This window comes from Streptomyces sp. MNU76, from assembly GCF_020982545.1.
Lineage (GTDB): Bacteria > Actinomycetota > Actinomycetes > Streptomycetales > Streptomycetaceae > Streptomyces.
Genome location: NZ_JAJKLK010000019.1, coordinates 283,024 through 302,920, shown reverse-complemented (window position 1 = coordinate 302,920; position 19,897 = coordinate 283,024). Strand labels below are relative to the sequence as shown.

14 protein-coding genes and 5 pseudogenes are annotated in these 19,897 nt (G+C 70.5%); 6 read left to right on the top strand and 13 right to left on the bottom strand.

Annotated features, from left to right (window positions below; genetic code table 11):
• Positions 1-695 precede the first annotated feature (695 nt).
• The 5 genes and pseudogenes from E4N62_RS27800 to E4N62_RS27780 form a co-directional block, all read right to left on the bottom strand.
• Positions 696-905 (bottom strand): annotated as a pseudogene (locus E4N62_RS27800) (hypothetical protein); the annotation flags it as partial.
• Between the two features lie 134 nt (positions 906-1,039).
• Complete coding sequence (locus E4N62_RS27795; protein ID WP_230219083.1) at positions 1,040-2,761, bottom strand: LPXTG cell wall anchor domain-containing protein; 1,722 nt, start codon at positions 2,759-2,761, stop codon at positions 1,040-1,042.
• Positions 2,762-3,623: 862 nt separating this feature from the next.
• Positions 3,624-5,093 carry a non-reducing end alpha-L-arabinofuranosidase family hydrolase gene (locus tag E4N62_RS27790; protein ID WP_230219082.1) on the bottom strand — a complete coding sequence of 490 codons (1,470 nt, stop codon included), beginning with the start codon at positions 5,091-5,093 and terminating at the stop codon, positions 3,624-3,626.
• A 284-nt stretch (positions 5,094-5,377) separates the two neighbouring features.
• Positions 5,378-5,845: a hypothetical protein gene (locus tag E4N62_RS27785; RefSeq protein WP_230219079.1), complete on the bottom strand. Its 468-nt coding sequence runs from the start codon at positions 5,843-5,845 to the stop codon at positions 5,378-5,380.
• Positions 5,846-5,894: 49 nt separating this feature from the next.
• On the bottom strand, positions 5,895-6,413 hold the full coding sequence (locus E4N62_RS27780) for a transposase (RefSeq protein ID WP_230219078.1): 519 nt from the start codon (positions 6,411-6,413) through the stop codon (positions 5,895-5,897).
• Between the two features lie 851 nt (positions 6,414-7,264).
• Here E4N62_RS27780 and E4N62_RS27775 point away from each other — a divergent pair.
• Positions 7,265-8,692, top strand: coding sequence for a non-reducing end alpha-L-arabinofuranosidase family hydrolase (locus E4N62_RS27775; RefSeq protein WP_230219077.1), 1,428 nt, complete (start codon positions 7,265-7,267; stop codon positions 8,690-8,692).
• Positions 8,693-8,848: 156 nt separating this feature from the next.
• A complete protein-coding gene (locus E4N62_RS48195; RefSeq protein WP_268269892.1) occupies positions 8,849-8,977 on the top strand; it encodes a hypothetical protein in 129 nt (42 codons plus the stop codon).
• Positions 8,978-8,991: 14 nt separating this feature from the next.
• Here E4N62_RS48195 and E4N62_RS27770 read toward each other — a convergent pair.
• Positions 8,992-9,852 (bottom strand): annotated as a pseudogene (locus E4N62_RS27770) (IS5 family transposase).
• Positions 9,853-9,882: 30 nt separating this feature from the next.
• Positions 9,883-10,914 (bottom strand): annotated as a pseudogene (locus E4N62_RS27765) (IS256 family transposase); the annotation flags it as partial.
• Positions 10,915-11,408: 494 nt separating this feature from the next.
• Between E4N62_RS27765 and E4N62_RS27760 the strand changes: the two are divergent.
• On the top strand, positions 11,409-12,149 hold the full coding sequence (locus tag E4N62_RS27760) for a VOC family protein (protein WP_230219076.1): 741 nt from the start codon (positions 11,409-11,411) through the stop codon (positions 12,147-12,149).
• Between the two features lie 69 nt (positions 12,150-12,218).
• Here E4N62_RS27760 and E4N62_RS27755 read toward each other — a convergent pair.
• Together E4N62_RS27755 and E4N62_RS27750 are read right to left on the bottom strand one after the other, a co-directional pair.
• A pseudogene (locus E4N62_RS27755) lies at positions 12,219-13,753 on the bottom strand (hypothetical protein).
• A 171-nt stretch (positions 13,754-13,924) separates the two neighbouring features.
• Complete coding sequence (locus tag E4N62_RS27750) at positions 13,925-14,326, bottom strand: DUF5997 family protein (RefSeq protein WP_230219075.1); 402 nt, start codon at positions 14,324-14,326, stop codon at positions 13,925-13,927.
• 117 nt (positions 14,327-14,443) lie between these two features.
• On the opposite strand from E4N62_RS27750, the gene E4N62_RS27745 reads away from it, so the two are divergent.
• Positions 14,444-15,223: a LysR family transcriptional regulator substrate-binding protein gene (locus E4N62_RS27745; RefSeq protein ID WP_230219073.1), complete on the top strand. Its 780-nt coding sequence runs from the start codon at positions 14,444-14,446 to the stop codon at positions 15,221-15,223.
• A 97-nt stretch (positions 15,224-15,320) separates the two neighbouring features.
• Here E4N62_RS27745 and E4N62_RS27740 read toward each other — a convergent pair.
• Positions 15,321-15,737: pseudogene (locus E4N62_RS27740) on the bottom strand (carbohydrate binding domain-containing protein); the annotation flags it as partial.
• 129 nt (positions 15,738-15,866) lie between these two features.
• Here E4N62_RS27740 and E4N62_RS27735 point away from each other — a divergent pair.
• The gene (locus E4N62_RS27735) at positions 15,867-16,316 is read left to right on the top strand and encodes a DUF6314 family protein (RefSeq protein ID WP_230219071.1); all 450 of its coding nucleotides are present in this window, start codon (positions 15,867-15,869) and stop codon (positions 16,314-16,316) included.
• A gap of 10 nt (positions 16,317-16,326) precedes the next feature.
• On the opposite strand, the gene E4N62_RS27730 is transcribed toward E4N62_RS27735, so the two are convergent.
• The 3 genes from E4N62_RS27730 to E4N62_RS27720 all read right to left on the bottom strand — a co-directional run bounded on the left by E4N62_RS27730 (position 16,327) and on the right by E4N62_RS27720 (position 18,915).
• Positions 16,327-16,902 (bottom strand): histidine phosphatase family protein, encoded by a 576-nt coding sequence (locus tag E4N62_RS27730; RefSeq protein WP_230219069.1) that lies wholly within the window; start codon positions 16,900-16,902, stop codon positions 16,327-16,329.
• Between the two features lie 106 nt (positions 16,903-17,008).
• Positions 17,009-17,452, bottom strand: coding sequence for a GNAT family N-acetyltransferase (locus E4N62_RS27725; RefSeq protein WP_230219067.1), 444 nt, complete (start codon positions 17,450-17,452; stop codon positions 17,009-17,011).
• Positions 17,449-18,915 carry a PLP-dependent aminotransferase family protein gene (locus E4N62_RS27720; protein WP_230219065.1) on the bottom strand — a complete coding sequence of 489 codons (1,467 nt, stop codon included), beginning with the start codon at positions 18,913-18,915 and terminating at the stop codon, positions 17,449-17,451. Before E4N62_RS27720 ends, E4N62_RS27725 begins: the two co-directional genes overlap by 4 nt.
• On the opposite strand from E4N62_RS27720, the gene E4N62_RS27715 reads away from it, so the two are divergent.
• Positions 18,914-19,867 carry a DMT family transporter gene (locus E4N62_RS27715; RefSeq protein ID WP_230219063.1) on the top strand — a complete coding sequence of 318 codons (954 nt, stop codon included), beginning with the start codon at positions 18,914-18,916 and terminating at the stop codon, positions 19,865-19,867. The genes E4N62_RS27720 and E4N62_RS27715 overlap by 2 nt on opposite strands.
• Positions 19,868-19,897 lie beyond the last annotated feature (30 nt).

Genomic DNA, 19,897 nt, shown 5'->3' with positions numbered 1-19,897 from the left:
TCTCCGCCGCGTGCGAGGGTCGGCTGTGACCGAGCATTTTTGTTGACACATGGAGAGCGCTAGGGTGCGTTTCAGAAGTGGATCTTGATGTGTCAAGATCCACTTCTGAAACGCACCCTAGTAGGACTCCGTCAGGTTGCTGTGACGTGCGGGAACGCAGACCCCGCGACTGTCGGCTCGGCGAACCGCCGGGTGGGCTCGCTCAGGTCGACGCTGTGGCCCTTGCCGCCGGTCGGCGAGACCGGCGGCAAGGTCCGCGAACAACCCTGACCGGGAGCGGTACCTTCAGCTGCTCGCAGTGATCAACGGCTGGTCGCCCCCGGAAACCTGGCACCGGTACTCGACTGGTTCATCCAGGCCTTGCGTGCCCGGATATCGGGGTAGCGGCCCGGTCGCGACGCGGCGTGGCCGGGCCGGTTCACGTCACGCTGCCTTCGCCTGGACGGCGGGTTCTGGGCTGGGCCGCGCCCTGGCGGCAACTTCCGAGTGGCGGCGCGGCCGCCGGTACCGCGGGAGGCGATGCCGCGCGGCTTGACGTCGACCGGCCCGCCGCAGCCGCCGGACTCCACCCGATATTACGCTGTACGGCAGCCAGGACGGTGTCGACATCCTGCTCAGCCACCAGGAGGCACAGGCCACAGACGGCTCGGCCCTCTGCTTCCCGAGTGAGGCAGGGGGCCGAGCCGTCTCCGCCGTCAGGCGAGTGGCGGAAGCTGTTCGCCCTGGACGGCCTGGAGGTCGATCCCGACGCGGAACGTGGTGCCGATGGCGGCCATGACGACCTGGACGGCCTAGACGACCTGGACGACCTGGTTGTAGTTCATCGCGAAGTCCTCGCGCGGCAGTTCCACGGTGGCCCGGAACGCGGCCCGTGGGCAGCCCCACCGGTCGGGACCGGTGCCGAGGCGGCCAGGCCAACGACCCGGGCCTTGTTTGTTTCCTGACCGCCGACACCGACGCCGGCGCGGAGGCCGACGGCCCGGCGCGCACGCCACGGGTGGGTGGCGTTGCTGCCAGGCCGTCAGTCACTCACGCGGTCTCACTTCCCATGCAAAGCCCTGCGGCGGCGTCCGCGAAGTACCAGCACACCGCCGGCGACGATGACCAGCAGGCCACCGATGGCGCTGTACGTGACAGCGGTGCTCGCCCCGGTGGAAGCCAGGGGGCCGGACGTGTTGCTGCTGCTCGGGGACGGCCGGCCGACGGGTGCGCCGTTCTCCGCCTGCGCACGGCTGCCGGTCGTGCCGGCGGCGGAGACGAGCGGCGCGGCGGCGGTCGGCGTGGGGGCGGGCGACGGCTTGTCAGCGCCGGCGGTCCCCGACGCGGGCTTCAGCTGAAGAGTCGTGATCGAGTACGGCGGCAGCTTCTGTGCGCCCGCCGTGCCCCGCTTCGCCGTCGTCAGGGAGGTGTCTCCCTTGGCATACGAAACGGTCGTGACCGCCCCTGCGGCCGGGGTGAATCCGGCGTACGAGAGCGACACCTGCGCCGCGTCCTTCGGGCTCTTGTTGATCAGCATGACGTTCAGACCGCCCTTGCTGCTCCGCACCGCGTGCACGGCGACCGACGAGTTGCGCGAGGACGACTTGACCATGGTGTCGCCAGGCTTCGCCAGTGCGGTCAGCGAGCGGATGCCCCAGTAGGTGGGGAAGGGCGTGTCGCGCGCCGGTTCGCACTTCCCCCCGGCGCAGGTTCCGGCGGAGAGAATGCCCCCGTCCTGGTAGTCGGTCTCGCCGTGGACGGTGGTGGGTGCCTCGCCCGAGCCGTTGTGCAGGTTCCACCAGTCCACGTGGGTGGCACCCTGCTCGAACCAGGTCATGTAGGTGTCCGGCGCGAACAGGGCCGCGGCCTGGCTGGTCAAGGCGGGTGAGCCTACGGCGTCGGTCTCGGTGACCGCGATCTCCACCGAAGCGGCGTTCGAGCCCGCGTACTTGGCGATCAGCGAGCGCAGCGAGGACCTGACACCGGCGATCTGGGAGGGGGTGTTCAGCAGGTCGGCCGTGGTGGTGCCGCCCGGATACCAGTGGACGATGACGAAGTCGATCGAGCGTCCCGCGATGGAGAGCACCGTGTTGTTCCAGTCGGCGGTGTCACCGGGAGCCTTCTCCGCATCCGGCCAGAAGCCGGGGGTGGTGAGCACCGCTCCGATCTTCACCTTCGGGTCCACGGCCTTCATCGCCTTCGAGTAGGCGACGAGGTTCTTCCCGTACTCCTTCGGGCTCTTGTCGGCGTGGTTGTCGGTTTCCCACCCCTTGCCGTCGCCGTAGTGCCCGTTGCCGTAGACCTCGTTGCCGATCTCCCAGTACTTCACGCCGTAACCCTTGTCGACGTTGGCGTACTTGACCCAGTCGGCGGCCTCCTTGGGGGTGCCGGAACCGTAGTTCGCGGTCAGGATCGGCTGGGCGCCGACCTTCTTCGCGATGGCCATGAAGTGGTCGAAGTCGGTGTTGGAGGGGATCCAGCCCTTGCCGTCGCCGTAGGTGTGGGTCTTCCAGTGGTAGTCGTCCGCGCCGGAGCCGCCGGGATAGCGCAGCTGCCGAACTCCCGCGGCCTTCATCAGCGATGTCGCCTTGGCGCTCCCCATGTGCTCGTCGCCGTAGCCCGTGTTGAGGCCGAAACCGCTGCTGGGCACGGTGCCCAAGGAGGTACCGGCATCCACACGGATGCCGACGGTCGGCGCGGCGCCCGCGCTGGGCGCCAGGGCGCCGACACCGGCCGAGGCGGCGAGCACCGCCACCGCCCCCACGACAAGATGCCGGAGCATCCGGCTACGGCGGCGGGGCGTGCGACCCCGAGGCATCGGCTGCTCGGCGGATCTCGGGTCGTCTGGTGACACGTAGTGCTCCGATCGGGTGTTGACACAGAGGGCGTAGCGCCGCTGACCACGGCTCGCCCTCGTCGGTACACCCGTAAGTGGCCACTCAGAGCGGAAAGGTTGCCATCTCAATCATTTTTTGCCGAGACGCGGTCGCACCGTCTCACCGGACCCGGTGACCCCGTGACCCGGTGCCCCGGTGACACGCCAGGGCTCCCTTTCCACCTCGACGGCGCGAACCATCACATGCTTCCGGCCGCACACAAAGACAGACGGCGGCCGCCGCCACCGCGACGGCCCTGTTCTCGTATAGCTACCGCCAGGTGGTGTAGCGCTGAGTAACTACTTGGGGCTGCGGTCGCGCTGCTGAAGGGCGGCGAAGTCGGCGTGTGCTGTCTCGACGGCCTCGGGGTACGCCTGGGTCTTCTCCTGTTCGGCGAGGGCCCGGTAGATGCTGGCGACGGACGGGCTCTGTCCCTTGCGCTCCCCACCAACGTGTGGATCAACCAGCCGGACGACCGACGCCGCCGCCCAGTGATCACCTCGGACGCCGGCGACCCCGGCTCACTCGAGGAACCCTGAAACCGACCGACTCACCAGGCTCGACACGTTCCGCGTCTCGTGGTCGACCAGGACGAGGCCGCCACCATCCGGGTTCTCCGCGTGCACGGGCGGGCTCGGCCTTGCGCCGAGCCCGCCGCTCCAACTCCACCCGTTCCTGATCGCTCGCTGTGACGCTCACCCGGTTCGGCGTACGTCGTTGCCCGCGAGCGTCAGGAACACCGGAGCCGGACCTGTGTCGCGCCACCGGCTAGCGCTGCAGTGTCAGCACGCCCGGCCGGTACGGCAGGGTGCCGTAGTCCCCGCCGTCGGTGCTGGGGTCGCGCCCCTGGTAGAGGAACTCCAGGTTGCAGGGGTCGATGGTCTTGGTCTGGTCGGGGTTGGTGCGAACCACATCGCCGTGGCTGATGTCCCTGGTCCAGGCCGTGCCGCTGTTGGCACTGCCGGCGAAGGGGCTGGTCACGGTGTTGGCCTGCGGTGACGGTGTCCACGTGCCGTTGAGGCTGGTGGCCGTGAACGAGCGGAAGTAGCGACCATACCCCGTGTAGTTCTGGGCCTCGACGATCATGAGGTACTGGTTCTGGCCCTGGACCTTGTAGACCTCCGGCGCCTCGAACAGGTTGAGCGCCGTGTCGCTCATGATCTTCGTGAACGAACCGAAGGTGCCCGGGAAGTTGCCGATGGGCATGCTGGCGCGGTAGATGCCGCCCTCGTCGTCGGCGAAGAACATGTACATGTTCGCGTCGTCGCCGATGAGGGTCACGTCGAGGGGGCCACTCTTCCGGCGCGTGCCGTCGGGATCCACAACGTCCGGGAGGGTGGTCGTGAAGAGATCCTGCTGCGGGCCCCAGCCGTTGGGGTTGGTGGGGTCGGTCGAGGTGCGGTAGGAGAAGCTGTAGGGCCAACCCCCGTTGTAGGCGAGCACCCAGATGTTCTTCGGGGCGAAGTAGAACAGCGTCGGCGCGATGCCGTCGAAGGGAATCTTGTTCTGGGTGGCGGTGGCCATGTCGGACCAGTTCGTGAAGGGGCTGAAGGTCGTCAATCCCCAGCGCCCATTCTCACCGGCGACGGTGTCGTGCGTCGTGGCATAGACGACGTGCTTGCCGTTGTGGACGACGCTGGTGAAGTCCTTGAGCGAGGCCCACCCCGCCTTCGGCTCCGCCAGCGGACCCGTCGAGGTCCAGCGGTAGGTCGACGGAAGAGCACACGCGTTGCTCGCCCCGGACAGGCCGGTCCACTGCTGGTTGGTGCCGCCGTGGCACGACCAGATCTGCACTCCCGTGCCGTTGGCCTTGCCCCAGCCCGAGACCTCCAGGCACAGCCCGGACCGCACGCCGACGATCGTGCCGTCGGGGTTCACCCGCCATTGCTGGTTGTCACTGCCGTTGCAGGTCCAGATCTGCACCGGGGTCCCGGACGTGGTGGCGCCGCCCCGGACATCCAGGCACTTGTTGCCGTACACGGTCAGCTGGTCACTGTCCGTCAGCGTCCACTGCTGGTTGGTTCCGCCGTGGCAGTCCCAGATGTGCACGTTTCCGCCGTCGGTCTGGCTGAAGCCCTCCACATCGAGGCAGCGGCCGGAGTCAACACCGCGCACGTCGCTGGTGGTGGCCGCCTGGGCCGGGCTGGCGACGAGCAGCGCCGCCAATGCGGCCAGGGCCGCGACCGCGGCGGCGAGCACCGCGGACGGGCGTCTGAGGCTGAAACTACGTTTGTGCATAAGGACCTCGTCATCCTTGAGCAAGCGACTCCGGTTCGGCCCGTCAGGGGCTGTCCGGGGGCGGGTGTGATGCGACCCCCGCTGTCCGATATGTCGAACAAGGGTCGAAGTGTCGAGCAAACTGGATAATAGGGTTCCGGTGATCAGCGTCAATACCTCTCGCACAATTCGTTCGGGCGGAAACGTTCGCAGGCTGAAACCAGGCGGCTTCAAGTTCCGCCCGGCGCGCTGGCGTCCAGGGGCCCGGGTGGGGTGAACCACTGATCCCAGCAGAAGGAGAAGGCTCAGTTGACCAGGGTCTGGTGGCGGCGGATGGTGCGGTCGGAGCGGACTTGGAAGTCGGCCCAGCCCAGTTCGTCCTTGATCTGCTTGTAGCTCTGCTCGATCCACGGCCGCAGGCCGTAGAGGCGCACGATCTCGGCCAGGTCGGCGGGCGGGTGCGGGCCGGTGGCGGCGTGGGGTGCGTGGGGGTGGGGCAGGTTGGCGGCCAGGTACCAGGTGGCCTTCTCCGGCAGGGCGGCCGGATCGGTGGTGGCCACGACCAGGCGGCAGGGTGAGTCGGGGCCGTAGCCGCCCAGGCGGGCATCAGCGGCCCACCTCTCACTGCGCCCGTCGCGCAAGTGACGCTCAACGGGCGTCCAGTCGCCTGGATGTCTGGCATCACGCCAGGTCAGGGCATGCGCGGCCTCGATGGGGGTGTGCGGCTGGTCGGCCTGAGCCCAGGTACCGCGGTGCGGCTCGAGCGCGACCACGTAGGCCAGGCCGGCCGCGCGCAGTGCGAGATCCCAGTCGTCGCTGACTTCAGTAGGCGTAGTCGGCGACCACCGCCCGGCAGGAAAAGCCAGCCTCCTTCCCGCGGGCCGCGAGGGCAGCGGCCAGCTGGGGTTTCGTGCGGAAAGCCGGATCGGACCGGCCGCGGGCGGAGTGATGGGCAGGGGTGCAGGGAGTCGCGTGCAGCGGGTAGTACACGCGGCCGTCGGTCCACACCGTGGTCACCGTGACGATGCCGTTGTCGGTCTTGCCGTACCGGCCCAGCCACTGCCGGCCCACATTCGCGGTCGCGGTGCCGTCCTTGCGGTCCCCGGAGTCGTCGATCACGATGACCCCGCCGTCGTGCGGAGCGGTCGCCGGCTCCTTGCGCAGCAGTTCAAGCCGCCGGTCGTTGATCTGCTCGGCCTCCCAGGGCGACTCGGACAGGAAGAACTGCAGCCGCTGCACCCCCGGCTTCCCCGCACCGGCCACTGGCTCCGCCCCTGCCAGGCAGGTGATCGTCCTGTTCGGCTCTCGCGGCGCCAGCAGCCCGGTCAGATACTCACGCAACCCTCGCCGCTGGGCCAGGCTGAAGAAGAGGTCGTCGAACTGGGCCGCGTAGTCCTCCAGCGGCCCCGGCGCAGGCGGACACGGACGGCGAGCAGTTATCTTCAGCCCCCAGCACGGCAGTTGGCCCCTATCACCGGCCTACGACCAACCCGACCCGTCGTCAACCCACACCACCGCCGGATTTAACGAACTACCGGTAACTGCGGGTGCGGACGCCGACGATCCCCGCGGTGCTGGTCGGTGGCGTGGTGCCGGTCGGCAAGGTAGGCAGCCACCGCCCGGTCCGGGCGTCGCCGTCAACAGCCCCCGGCACACGCCTGATCGCCGCCGAGGACGGTGATACGCCGCCACCCGAGCAGGTGACGGCCCACAGCGAAGGCCCGTGAACGGCCCACCCGAGGCCCACGCACCCCGCTCGGCGAGTCTCGACGCTCCCCGCACCGCAGACGACCGCCGCGGGCACACGCCGACCGGACCGGCGTCAGTGAGTGCCACAGGCCCCGCCGCGAGCGCGGGTCGGACACCGAGCCGAACCAGAGGCTCAGGTCAGCGGCCTGGTCGGGGTCCGTAATGATCACCAAGTCCGCACCCGCACCGCTACCTGCCCCTCATGCCAAAGACCCGTACAACCACGGAACTTGAAGCCGCCTGGTTTCAGCCTGCGAACGTTTCCGCCCGAACGAATTGTGCGAGAGGTATTGACGCTGATCACCGGAACCCTATTATCCAGTTTGCTCGACACTTCGACCCTTGTTCGACATATCGGACAGCGGGGGTCGCATCACACCCGCCCCCGGACAGCCCCTGACGGGCCGAACCGGAGTCGCTTGCTCAAGGATGACGAGGTCCTTATGCACAAACGTAGTTTCAGCCTCAGACGCCCGTCCGCGGTGCTCGCCGCCGCGGTCGCGGCCCTGGCCGCATTGGCGGCGCTGCTCGTCGCCAGCCCGGCCCAGGCGGCCACCACCAGCGACGTGCGCGGTGTTGACTCCGGCCGCTGCCTCGATGTGGAGGGCTTCAGCCAGACCGACGGCGGAAACGTGCACATCTGGGACTGCCACGGCGGAACCAACCAGCAGTGGACGCTGACGGACAGTGACCAGCTGACCGTGTACGGCAACAAGTGCCTGGATGTCCGGGGCGGCGCCACCACGTCCGGGACCCCGGTGCAGATCTGGACCTGCAACGGCAGTGACAACCAGCAATGGCGGGTGAACCCCGACGGCACGATCGTCGGCGTGCGGTCCGGGCTGTGCCTGGAGGTCTCGGGCTGGGGCAAGGCCAACGGCACGGGAGTGCAGATCTGGTCGTGCCACGGCGGCACCAACCAGCAGTGGACCGGCCTGTCCGGGGCGAGCAACGCGTGTGCTCTTCCGTCGACCTACCGCTGGACCTCGACGGGTCCGCTGGCGGAGCCGGCGAACGGGCAGTCCGCGGTGAAGGACTTCGCCACCGTGAAGTACAACGGCAGGCACGTGGTCTACGCGACCACCGCCAACGAAAGCGGGTGGGGCTCGACGATGTTCAGTCCCTTCACGAACTGGTCGGACATGGGGGCGGCCACCCAGACCAAGACGAACCACACCGCGGTGGCGCCCGAACTGTTCTACCTCTCGACCAAGAACATCTGGGTGATGGTGTACCAGTGGCCGGCGTTCCTCTACAGCACGTCCAGCGACCCCACCGACCCCAACAGCTGGTCCGCCCCGCAGTCGCTGTTCACCGGCACCCTTCCCCCGAACCCCGATCCGAACAAGGAAGACGCCCCGCTCGACGCGACCCTGATCGCCGACAACCAGAACATGTACATGTTCTTCGCCGGTGACAACGGCAAGATCTACCGGACGAGCATGCCGCTCGCGAACTTCCCCAGCAGCTTCGGCTCCTCGTACACGACGGTCATGAGCGACGAAACGGACCTTCTGTTCGAGGCGCCGGAGGTCTACAAGGTCCAGGGCCGGAACCAGTACCTCATGATCGTTGAGGCGTCGGGTACCAACCGCTACTTCCGCTCGTTCACCGCCTCCAGCCTGGACGGCCCGTGGACCGTCCAGGCCGGCAGCGAGAGCAGCCCCTTCGCGGGCCAGGCCAACAGCGGTTCCGACTGGGCCCAGGGCGTCAGCCACGGTGACCTGATCCGCAACAACCCCGACCAGACCATGACCATCGACCCCTGCAACCTGCAGTTCCTCTACCAGGGCCTCCTCAAGGACGTCCCGCCGGGCACCAAGTACATGCAACTGCCGTACCGGCCGGGCCTGCTCACCCTGCAGCGCTGACCCGCCTGATCCACGGTGATCGCGATGGGGTGCGGTCCGCCGACGTGGACGAGCTGTCCACGACGTGGGCGACTCCACCTGCTGACCGATACTCACCGCCTTGAGGAACCCCAGCCGCGCGTCGGCTGGGGTTCCTCTCGTTCGTGGACTCTCATCGTGGGTACGTTTCTGACCGTGCACATCGACCAGCGAAATCTCTTCAATGGGGACCGTCGGGAGGCCAACGTCCTGGCCAGCATCTTTGACGGAGATCAGAACCGGCTCGTCGTCCACGCGCTGGCCTGACGAATCCTTCGGACTCAGCGCCGGGTCCAGATGAAGAGGGCAGCAAGGTGGAGTGCGGCCTGGTATGCGATGACGAGCTTGTCCGTCCGCATTGCGAGGCCGCGCCACTGCTTGAGTCGGGAGATGCACCGCTCGACGGGTATTGCGCTCCTTGTATGTCTCGGCGTCGAAGCCGGGCGGGCGGCCTCCGGCGCGGCCTCGCCGCAGACGGTGGCCGATCTGGTCGGCGGGCTGCGGGATGACCGCGCGGATGCCGCGTCGCCGGAGGTGGCGACGCATCGCACGGGAAGAGTAGGCGCGATCCGCGAGCACGACCGCAGGGCGGGTTCTTGGCCTGCCGAGTCCGCTCCGCGGGATCCGGATTCCGGCCATGACCGCCTCGAAGGCCGGGGCATCACCGGCCTGGCCCGCGGTGACGTGGAGGGACAGAGGCCGTGCCCGGCTGTCACTGACCAGGTGGACCTTCGTGCTCAAGCCACCGCGGGAGCGTCCGAGTGCGTGGCCCTCGGGCTCGGACCGACGGGGCGCCCCCTTTTCCTGGCTCCGGCCGAATGCTGGTGAGCCCGGCAGACGGTGGAGTCCACCGAGACGGTCCAGCCCACGTCGTCATCGGCGTCCGCCGCTGCAAGGACCGCCGCGAGGACCCGTTCCCATGTGCCGTCCATTGCCCACCTGATCAGGCGTTTGTGGGCGGTCTGAAAGGGCCCGAGCTCTTCTGGCAGGTCGCGCCAGGGTGAGCAGGTGCGGTACTTCCACGCGATGGCTTCCAGGGTCCGGCGGTGGTTGGCCCATCGTCGTCCACGGGTCGGATCGGCCGGCATCAGCGGCTCGATCCGGTCCCACATCGCATCGGTGATCACTAATCGGACTGACAGATCCTTGGGTAGCGCGGGGGCGCTTTCGGGGCGCTCGGAGGGGTAGAGCTGGTCCATGCTTCCCTCGGGCAGGTAGCGGCAGGGGAAGGCGATCCATTCGTCGTGCAGTTCGAAGAGCACGGCGGTGACCAGCCGCAGGAGTGCATCGTCGTTGGGGAAGACCTGGACGACGTCGGTGCGGCGCTTGACCTCGCGGTTGATCCGCTCCAGCGGGTTGGTGGACTGGATCTTCTTCCAATGTCGCTCCGGGAAGGCGGCGAAGGCGGTCAGGTCGTCCTTCGCCTCCAGCAGCATGTCTTTGACCTCGGGGAACTGTGTGCCGAGCATGTCGGCGACGGTGTCGAGCTGGGTGCGGACCGCATCCGCGGTGGGCTGGGCGAAGATCGTGCGGATCGTGGCGGCGGCCATCTCGGCCGCTTCCTTGTCGATCGCGCTGAACACGTTGCGCAGGAAGTGAACCCTGCAGCGCTGGTAGGCGGCCCCGAGCATGACCTTGCGGATGGCTTCGACCAACCCCAGGTGGTGGTCGCCGATGACGAGCCGGACCCCGGTCAGACCGCGTTCGCGCAGGTGACGCAGGAACTCGGTCCAGAACACCTCGGTCTCGCTGTCGCCGACCATTACACCCAGTACCTCCCGGCCGCCGTCCTCGGTGATCCCGGTGGCGATCACCACGGCGCGGGACACGATCTGGTGCTCGACCCGCGCCTTGCAGTAGGTCGCGTCCAGATAGACGTACGGGAAGCGGACGTGGTCCAGGGGCCGGGCACGGAACGCGGTCAGCTGACCGTCCAGGTCCTGGCAGATCCGCGAGACCTCGCTCTTGGAGATCCCGGTGTCCGCGCCGAGGGCCTTGACCAGGTCGTCGACCGACCGCGTGGAAACGCCGTGGACGTAGGCCTCCATGATGACCGCATACAGGGCCTGGTCGATGCGGCGGCGCCGCTCCAGCAGCGCGGGGAAGAAGCTCCCCGACCGCAGCTTGGGGATCGCGAGGTCCAGGTCGCCGGCCTGGGTGCTGATCGTCTTGTCGCGGTGGCCGTTGCGAAGCGCGGTGCGCGTGCTCCCTAACCGTGATCGGCTACACCACGTCAAGGGACGCCATCCACCCTGACCGGCGACCGCAAACGCCAGAACGCCTCAGTGTTCATCTGGACGTTGGTCACGCGAGGCGAGCACCTCTTCGCTCCCCGCCCGCTCGAAGCCGCACAACCCACCGAAATCCAGCAACGATGGGCCGCACGACGGTACGCCACATGGTTCCAGTTCTCCCGTCCCGATCCACTGCGTCACTACGCGGACCTTCGCCGACTTCTCACCAACTATGCGCAGCGACTCGCCCGGGACATCGACTCAGGTGCTGTCTAGATCACCAACATCAGCACCCTCGGTAGTCACGCACAGTGAGCATCTATGCCCTTGAGGTGCCAACTATCCCTCTCGGGATGTGCCAACAAGAATTCTCCAAGTCGACCTGACCTGCACGGCTCCCACCAGGATGCGTCAACTAGAAATCTCGGTCACATCGACGAGAGCGGGCGCATAAGATCGCCGGCATGGCGCTGCGCCCCGTTCAAGTGAACATCAAGGCTCTCGACGCCGGGGCGGTCGGACGGTTCTGGGCGGAGGCGCTCGGCTGGACCGCCTACAGCCCCGGCGTGACCACCTATGTCGGGCCCGCCGGCGGTCTGGTCTGGCCGCACCCGGTCGCGGTCGGCATCGACGTCGTTCCCGTCCCCGAAGGCAAGACGGCGACGAAGAACCGTACGCATCTCGATCTCGCCACCGCTTCCGAGGCGCACCAGGCGGAGCTGGTCGCGCGGCTGCGGGCACTCGGCGCGACGCCCGTCGACGTGGGCCAGGGCGACGTCCCGTGGACCGTCCTCGCCGACCCCGAGGGCAACGAGTTCTGTGTGCTGGAGCCCCGGGAGGTCTACCGGGACACCGGCCCGGTCGCCGCGGTGGTCGTCGACTGCGCGCATCCGCGGGCCATGGCCAGGTTCTGGGGCGGGGCGACGGACTGGGCCGTGCACGAGGCGACCGACGACCAGGCCGTGCTGCGCTCCGCGCAAGGGGTCGGCCCCTACCTGGAGTTCCTCCGCACGCCCGCCACCGCTCCCGTCCCGGACCGTGTCCATCTCGACCTGCTGCCGTACCCCGGTGACGACAAGGCGGCCGAGGTGGCCCGGCTGCGCGCCCTCGGCGCCACCGACCTGGACGTCGGTCAGGGCGAGGTCCCATGGACGTGCCTGGCCGACCCGGAGGGCCACGAGTTCTGCGTCCTCGCGCCGTCCTGACGCGGGGCCGCGATCGCCCCGGACCCGTCACCCCGCCACCCCGGCACCTCGCTGACGGGGCCCTCCCTCTCAGGAGGCCTGGCCGTCGGTCGCCCTCCTGGTCAGTACCTCCATCACGGCGAGCGGCAGGGACGGGTTGGCGGCCGCGGCTTCCGCCACCGGGGCGGCGGGGTCGGAGAGCAGCTCGACGACCACCTCCGGCGGGAGCGCCGGGTGGCGGGCGGCGAGGGGCCGGAACCGTTCGTCCGCCAGGCAGGGCAGGAGCGCGGGGGTCGTCGCCCGGGGTGCCGGGCGATCTCGCGCAGCGCCTTCCGCACCGGCGGCCGGTGCCGTGCCACGCGCTCCAGGACGGCCGGGGTGGCGTCCGGATTGGCCGCCGTGCCGGTGAGGACCTGGACGCTGTGCCGGTCGACCATGGCGTGCAGCCGGGCCTCGGTGAGACCCGGGTGCGCGGCGACGGCCGCGACCACCTTGGCGTCGGGATCGTCGGCCAGCGCGTCACGAATGCCGTCCGGCAGATCACGCCGTCGTGCCAGGAGCGCGCGTACGGCGGCGTGCGGCGACCGGGCCAGCTCCTGGACTTCGGCGGCCGTGGCGGAGGCGATCCGTGGCAGTGGCGTGGCACCGATCCGGGTGGTGGCGGTCAGGTCCGCGAGGACGTCGAGCGGCACGCGTGGGTTGTGCGCGAGCGCGCGCCGCACGTCGGGCGAGCTGTCGTCGGCCAGCGCGCGGATCAGGGTGTCGTCGATCGCGGGGTTCGCGGCGAGGTAGGCGCGCACACCGGGCGTGGGGTCCACGGCCAGCCGCGCGTACGCCTGCGGAGGCAGGCCGGGGCGGGCCGCGAGCGCCCTGCGCAGCAGCATGGAGGGGTGGTCGGCGAAGCCCGCTGCCGCGTCCGCCGGTGTGGCCGGGTTCTCCAGGGCCGCCCGCAGGATGTCGAGGGCGGTGGACTCGTGGGAGCCGTCGCAGGAGGCGCCCGGCCGCAACTCGCAGTCGGGCCGCGGGCAGTCCGGGCTGTGTGCGAACGGCGGCTCCTCCCGGTCGCAGACCAGGCAGTGCCGGGCCACAGGCAGCGCCTCGCCGCCGACGAGGGCGGCCAGCACCTCCGGTGGCGTCGCCTCGTTGGCCGCCACCGCGCGGCGGACCTCGGCGTGTGGATGCCGGGCGAGCCGCGCGGCCACGTCCGGCTCGCCCCACAGGGCCAGCTCCACGACGACCCCTACGTCCGGGTCCGCGGCGAGGGTCTCCACCACGTCCGGCGGCAGTCCCGGGCAGGCGGCCAGCCGCTCCCGGTGTGCGACGACCGGGGACGCGGCGAGGAGGCGGGCCCACGCGGGGTCGCCGGCGCGTTCGTCCAGCAGGGCGAGGGCGACGCGTGGCTGTGCCGTGGGGTCGACGTCGGCGGCGGTCAGCAGGCCCTCGTACGCCAGCAGCGCACCGTTGGCCTCGTCCCGCGCGGCCAGCGTGATCGCCTGGGCCCGGCCCAGGTCGTCGCGGCGGGCGAGTTCGTCGTCGATGTCGGGGTCCGCGAGCGCGATCAGCCCGTCGACCAGCGCGACCGGCAGCGCCGGATTGCCGGCGAGCCCGCACAGGAGAGGATCCACAGGGGGCATCCTGCCCCGGGCTCCCACCGCGCGGCTCCTGGTTTGACCGCCGCGGGGCCTGGTTTGACCGCCGCACGGCTCCTCCCCTTACCGCCACACGGCCCCTGGCATCACCGCCGCGCGGCTGTTGTGGTGCCTCGGCAGTCCACGTCCGCCCGCCGCGTCGCGACCCTAGCGTCGGTCGTCCGCCTGGGCCGCCCGCTCGGCGTTGCGCTTCTTGATGCGGGCGCCCTCCTTGCGGACCTCGGCCTGGGTGGCGCGCTCCTTCTGCAGCCACTCGGGGCTGTCCTGCTTCAGGGCCTCGATCTGCTCGGTGGTGAGGGGCTCGGTGACTCCGCCGCGCGTCAGTCCCGCGATGGAGACGCCCAGCTTCTCGGCGACCACCGGGCGGGGGTGGGGGCCGTTGCGGCGCAGTTCCTCCAGCCAGGCCGGCGGGTTCGTCTGGAGCGCGCTCAGCTCGGCGCGCGAGACGACGCCCTCCTGGAACTCGGCGGGCGTGGCCTGGAGGTACACACCCAGCTTCTTCGCCGCGGTGGCGGGCTTCATGGTCTGGGTGGTCTGGTGCGACGTCATGGGGTCAAGGGTATCGAGCGCGTGCGCGACCTCCGACCACACCGCTGCTCGGCGCCGGGAGCACCGCTGCCCGGCGGCGAGGACCGGGCCCGTCGCGCCGCCCGTTAGCCTGGTCACGTGACAGGCTCGGAAGCACCCTCCTCGCTCCCTTCGTTCCGGCTCGCCTACGTCCCGGGGGTGACGCCCGCCAAGTGGGTGCGGATCTGGAACGAGCGGTTGCCCGACATCCCCCTGACCCTCCTCCAGGTGTCCGCCGCCGAGGCGTTCGGTGTGCTGCGGGACGGCGGGGCCGACGCCGGTTTCGTACGGCTGCCGGTGGACGGCACCGACCTCAGCGCGATCCCCCTCTACACCGAGACCACAGTGGTCGTGGTGCCCAAGGACCACGTCGTCGCGGCGGTCGAGGAGGTGACCACCGAGGACCTGGCGGACGAGGTCGTGCTGCATCCCCTGGACGACACCCTCGACTGGGAACGCCCGCCGGGAGAGCCCGCGTTCGAGCGTCCCTCCACCACGGCGGACGCGATCGAGCTGGTGGCGGCCGGGATCGGGCTGCTCGTCGTGCCCCAGTCGCTGGCCCGGCTCCACCACCGCAGGGACCTCACCTACCGGCCCGTCACGGACGCCCCCGAGTCCCGTGTCGCCCTGTCCTGGCCCCAGGACGCGACCACCGACATGGTCGAGGACTTCATCGGCATCGTCCGGGGACGCACGGTCAACAGCTCGCGGGGCCGGGCGAAGCCCCCGGAGGAGAAGAAGCCACAGCAGAAGGCGCAACAGAAGCCCAAGCGCCCCGGCACCGGCAAGCCGACCGCCCGCACCCCCCGGGCCGGCTCGTCCGGCGGCAGGAACGCCAGGAGCGGCGGCAAGCCCGGAAAGCCCCGCCGCCGCTCATAGCCGCCCTCGATGGGCCGCAGGCCCGATCAGGGGCGCGGGACGTGTCATCTGCGGCTGCGCCGCGTGGGCCGACGGCTCCGCGTCGCGTCCTTCCACTGGTACGAGCGCTTGCGCTCCCAGCCGCCCGTACCGAGAAGTCGTACTTCTTGCCCTCCTCGACGTGGACGCCGGTGTTGCAGCCCGCGTTGGTGACGGCCGAACCGGCGCCCAGGGAGAGGTAGTTGCGGTTGCGCTCGTTGAGCCGGCCGGCGTCGTTCACGACCTGCGCGGTGCCGTCCACGGCCCACGAGGTGAGGGGGGTGCAGGCGCGGTTGTCGACGGTCGAGTACTCGAAGGACCGGTTCTGCACGAGCTCGGCGTACAGACCGCCGTCGGCGGCCCGGTTGATGTCCTCGAAGAAGACGCCGTACATCGTGTCGTCGATCTTCGCGCCCTTGGCCCTGGGGTCGACGCCGATCGCGTAGTCGGTGATGTCCTCGGCATGCGCGGGGGCCGGGACGGAGGCGGCGGCCACCTACCTGGACGGAAGGAGTTTGTTCGAAGTGCTGAACGATGATCAGCACTTCGAACGGCAAGATAGGGAGGTGACCAAGACACCGTCAACGGGTCGCACGGCACCGAAAGTCTCGGAAATGAAGGACGGATGAGCGGTTTCCTGCCAGTTCCCGACGCGTCGGCGTATCTCCGAGGAGAGTGGCGGGTCCTACGGTCCGTGCGGGATCTGGCCAGCGGCGCGGAAGGGGAGTTCTCCGGGACGACCGTTTTCAGCCCACTGGACGGCGGTGGCCTCCTGCACCGGGAGACCGGAACCTTCGTCTGGCAGGGCGTCCCGCGGCCCGCCGAACGCACGCTGCGCTTCCTGCCGGGGGCCGCGCCCGGAACGGCGGACGTCCGCTTCGCCGACGGCCGCCCCTTCCACGACCTGGATCTGACCACGGGCCACTGGCGGACGGAACACCCCTGCGCCGCCGACCTCTACCGGGGCGAGTTCGCGGTGTACGACGAGGACCACTGGCGGACGACGTGGCGGGTGGGCGGCCCCGCGAAGGACCAACTGCTGGTCACCGACTACACCCGGGACCCTCCGGCCTGAGCCCGTCCAGTCACTGCGCAGCGCCCAGCCGCAGGTTCCAGCGACCCGCGTGGCCCGCGACCGTGACCGTCGACAGGGGACGGATGTCCATGTTCCAGAACGACGACGGCGGGGCCTTCAGGGCGTAGACCAGGGCGGCGCGCAGCACGGACGGCTCGGCCACCGCGACGACCCGGCCACCCGCGCCCACCGGCCGGGTCTCGAGCCAGCCGCCTATGCGGGAGATGAAGCCGACCAGCGACTCCCCGCCGTGCGGGGTCGCGTGCGGGTCGGCGAGCCAGGCGTCCACGGCCGAGGGCTCCCGCGCCATGGCCTCGCCGAGCGTGAAGCCGCGCCACCGGCCCATGTCGCAGTCTCGCAGTGCGGGCTGGGCCAGCGGCGCGTAGCCGAGGGCGTCCCCGGTGGCCCGGCTGCGCGGCGTGGGCGAGCAGTAACGCAGCTCGGCCGCCGCCAGCGGCACCAGCTCGTGGGCGGCGCGCTGCACCTCGTCCCAGCCGGCCTGGTCCAGCGGCCGGTCGTCCTCGAAACGCTCCGCGAGCAGCGAGGAGCAGCGCGCGGCGGCGACGAACGTGACCCGAAGATGCATGCGGTGATGGTGGAACGGGGTTCTGCGCAGGTCAAGAGGCCGTTACTCAGGAGTTACCCGGGGTACCGCACCTCGGGTTCCGGGCACCCGCCGGCACACCCGACCCTCAGTCGAACAGCAGCGCCATGTACTGCTCGGGCTTGGCGAGCGGCTCGAACCCGAGCTTCGCGTAGACGCCGTGCGCGTCGTGCGTGGCGAGCAGGAGGCGCCGCAGCCCCGAGGGCCGCAGGTGCACGCGCACGGCCGCGACCAGGGCGGTGCCGAGCCCGTTCCCCCGCACCGAGGGGGCGACGTAGACATCGCAGAGCCAGGCGAAGGTGGCCCCGTCGGTCACCACCCGCGCGTACGCCACCTGCTCCCGCGAACCCACCTCGTACACACCGAAGTTGCGGGATCCACGGATCGCGCTCTCCTGCTTCTCGCGGCTGCGGCCGAGGGCCCAGTACGCGTCGGTGGACAGCCAGTGGTGGACCCGTCCGACGTCGATGCGTCCGGGATCGTCGGAGATCTCGTAGCCCCTCGGGACGGCGGGCTGCAACTCGTCTTTCATGGCAGGACGTTCGCAGTCCGGGCGCCCGCTGTCGAACCTTTTACGGCCTCCTCCAGCCTCCGCACCCCTTCCGCGATCTCGCCCGCGCCCGCGACCCCGGCGAAGCTCAACCGCAGGTGCCCGGCCGGGGGTTCGGCGCTGAAGTAGGGGCGGCCGGGGGTGACGGCGACGCCCGCGCGCAGGGCGGCGGCGACCAGGGCCGCTTCGTCCTTGCCGTCGGGCAGGCGCAGCCACAGGTGGTAGCCGCCGGAGGGGATGTGGGGCAGGGCGAGTTCGGGCAGACGCGACCGCAGCGCGGACGTGAGGGCGTCCCGACGGAGCTTCAACTTCCTCGAAACGGCGCGAAGATGGCGGGGCCAGGCGGGCGAGCCGACGAGTTCGAGTGCGGCCTCCTGAAGGGGGCGCGGCACGAAGAAGGTGTCGACGACCTGGATGGCGCGCAGTCGCTCCAGGACCGGGCCCCGTGCGGCCAGGGCGCCCACCCGGAAGCTGGGCGAGGTCGCCTTGGTCAGCGAGGAGACGTGCACGACCACGCCGTCCGGGTCGTCGGCGGCCAGAGGCCGGGGCAGGGGCCCGGCGTCCTCGTGCGCGAGTCGGCGTACGAAGTCGTCCTCCACGACGAAGGCCCCCGCCTCGCGGGCGATCCGCAGCACCTCTGCCCTGCGGTCGGCCGACAGGGCGGCTCCGGTGGGGTTCTGGAAGAGCGGCTGGCAGACGAAGACCCGCGCCCCGGACGCCTTGAACGCGTCGGCGAGGAGGGCGGGTCTGACCCCGTCCGCGTCCACCGGCACCGGCACGGGGCGCAGCCCGGCCGCCCGCGCGATCGCCAGCATGCCGGGGTAGGTGGGCGATTCGACGAGGACGGGCGCCCCTGGGGGCGCGAGGGCGCGCAGCGCGGTGGTGAGGGCGGACTGACCGCCCGCCGCGACGATCACCTCGGCCGCGGTGATCGCCCCGCCGATGCTCCGCGCGAACCACTCGCGCAGCTCCGGCACCCCCTCGACCGGCGGCCGCGCCCACACCCCGGGCCGCCGCCCGGCCCTGGACAGGGCGGCGGCCATCGCCTGCTCCGGCTGGAGGGAGGGGTGCAGATAGCCGCCGTTGAACTCGATGACGCCGGGCGGCGGAGAGGCGAGCGAGACCAGGACCCCGGAGGCGTCCACCGTGCGGGGCGACGGCTCGGAGCTGCCGTCCGCGCTCAGCGCGACCTCCTGCCAGGAGGTGTCCCCCACCGAGGCCGTACCGCGCTCCCGCGGGCTCGCCCGGAAGGCACCCGCCCCCGGCCGGGTCACCACCAGCCCCTCGGCGGCCAGCTGTGCCAAGGCTCGCGACACGGTCACCGGGCTCACCCGGAACCGCCCGACGAGGGCACGGCTCGACGGCAGCTTTCCACCGACAGAGTAGCGGTCGAGCTCTTTTCTCAGCTGTTCCACCAGTTCCGCAACGCTGCTACGCTCTTGCATGAGAGTAGAGAGTAGCGCTATCGCCGGAACATCAGTAGCGGTGGGCGGCGACCGGGCAGCCACCGGCCCCGCCGCTCCGCCACCCGGCCCACGTCTTCGCGCCGGCGGCACGCTCCAGGCCGCCCTCGGTGTCACCGCCTTCTCCCTCACCTTCCCGGCCACCGCCTGGGGCCTGGAAGGGTTCGGCCCCTGGTCCCTGGTGGCCGTCCGCAGCGCCCTGGCCGCCGTCATCGCGGGCGGGTGTCTGCTGGCCCTGCGGGTCCCCCTGCCGGGCCGTCGGCACTGGGCGGGGCTCGCGGTCGTGGCCGCCGGTGTCGTGCTGGGCTTCCCGATGCTGACCACGCTCGCGCTCCAGACCTCCACCACCGCGCACGCCGCCGTCGTGGTCGGTCTGCTCCCGCTGACGACCGCACTGTTCTCGGCCCTGCGCATGGGCACCCGTCCCTCGCGCGCCTTCTGGACCGCCGCCCTCGCCGGAGCCGCCGCGGTGCTCGCGTTCACCGTGACCCAGAGCGGCGGCGCCCTCACCACGGCCGACCTCTGTCTCTTCGGCGCCCTGCTGGTGTGCGCGGCCGGCTACACCGAGGGCGGCCGACTGGCCCGGGTGATGCCCGGCTGGCAGGTCATCGGCTGGGCCCTGGTGCTCTGCCTGCCGCTGAGCGTGCCGGGCGCACTGCTGGCCCTGTCGTACGAGCCGGCCCTGCTGACCGCGCACAGCGTGGCCGGGCTGTTGTGGGTGGCGGCCGGGTCCCAGTTCCTGGGGCTGGTCGTCTGGTACCGGGGCATGGCGGCCATCGGCATACCGAAGGCCAGCCAGTTGCAGCTGGCGCAGCCGCTGCTCACACTGGTGTGGTCGGTGCTGCTCCTCGGCGAGCAGCTCACCCCGGCCGCGCCCCTGACGGCCGCCGCCGTGCTGGTCTGCATCGCGGTCACCCAGCGCTCGTCCGCCTGAGTCGGGTGCGGGAGCGCGTGAGAGCCGTAC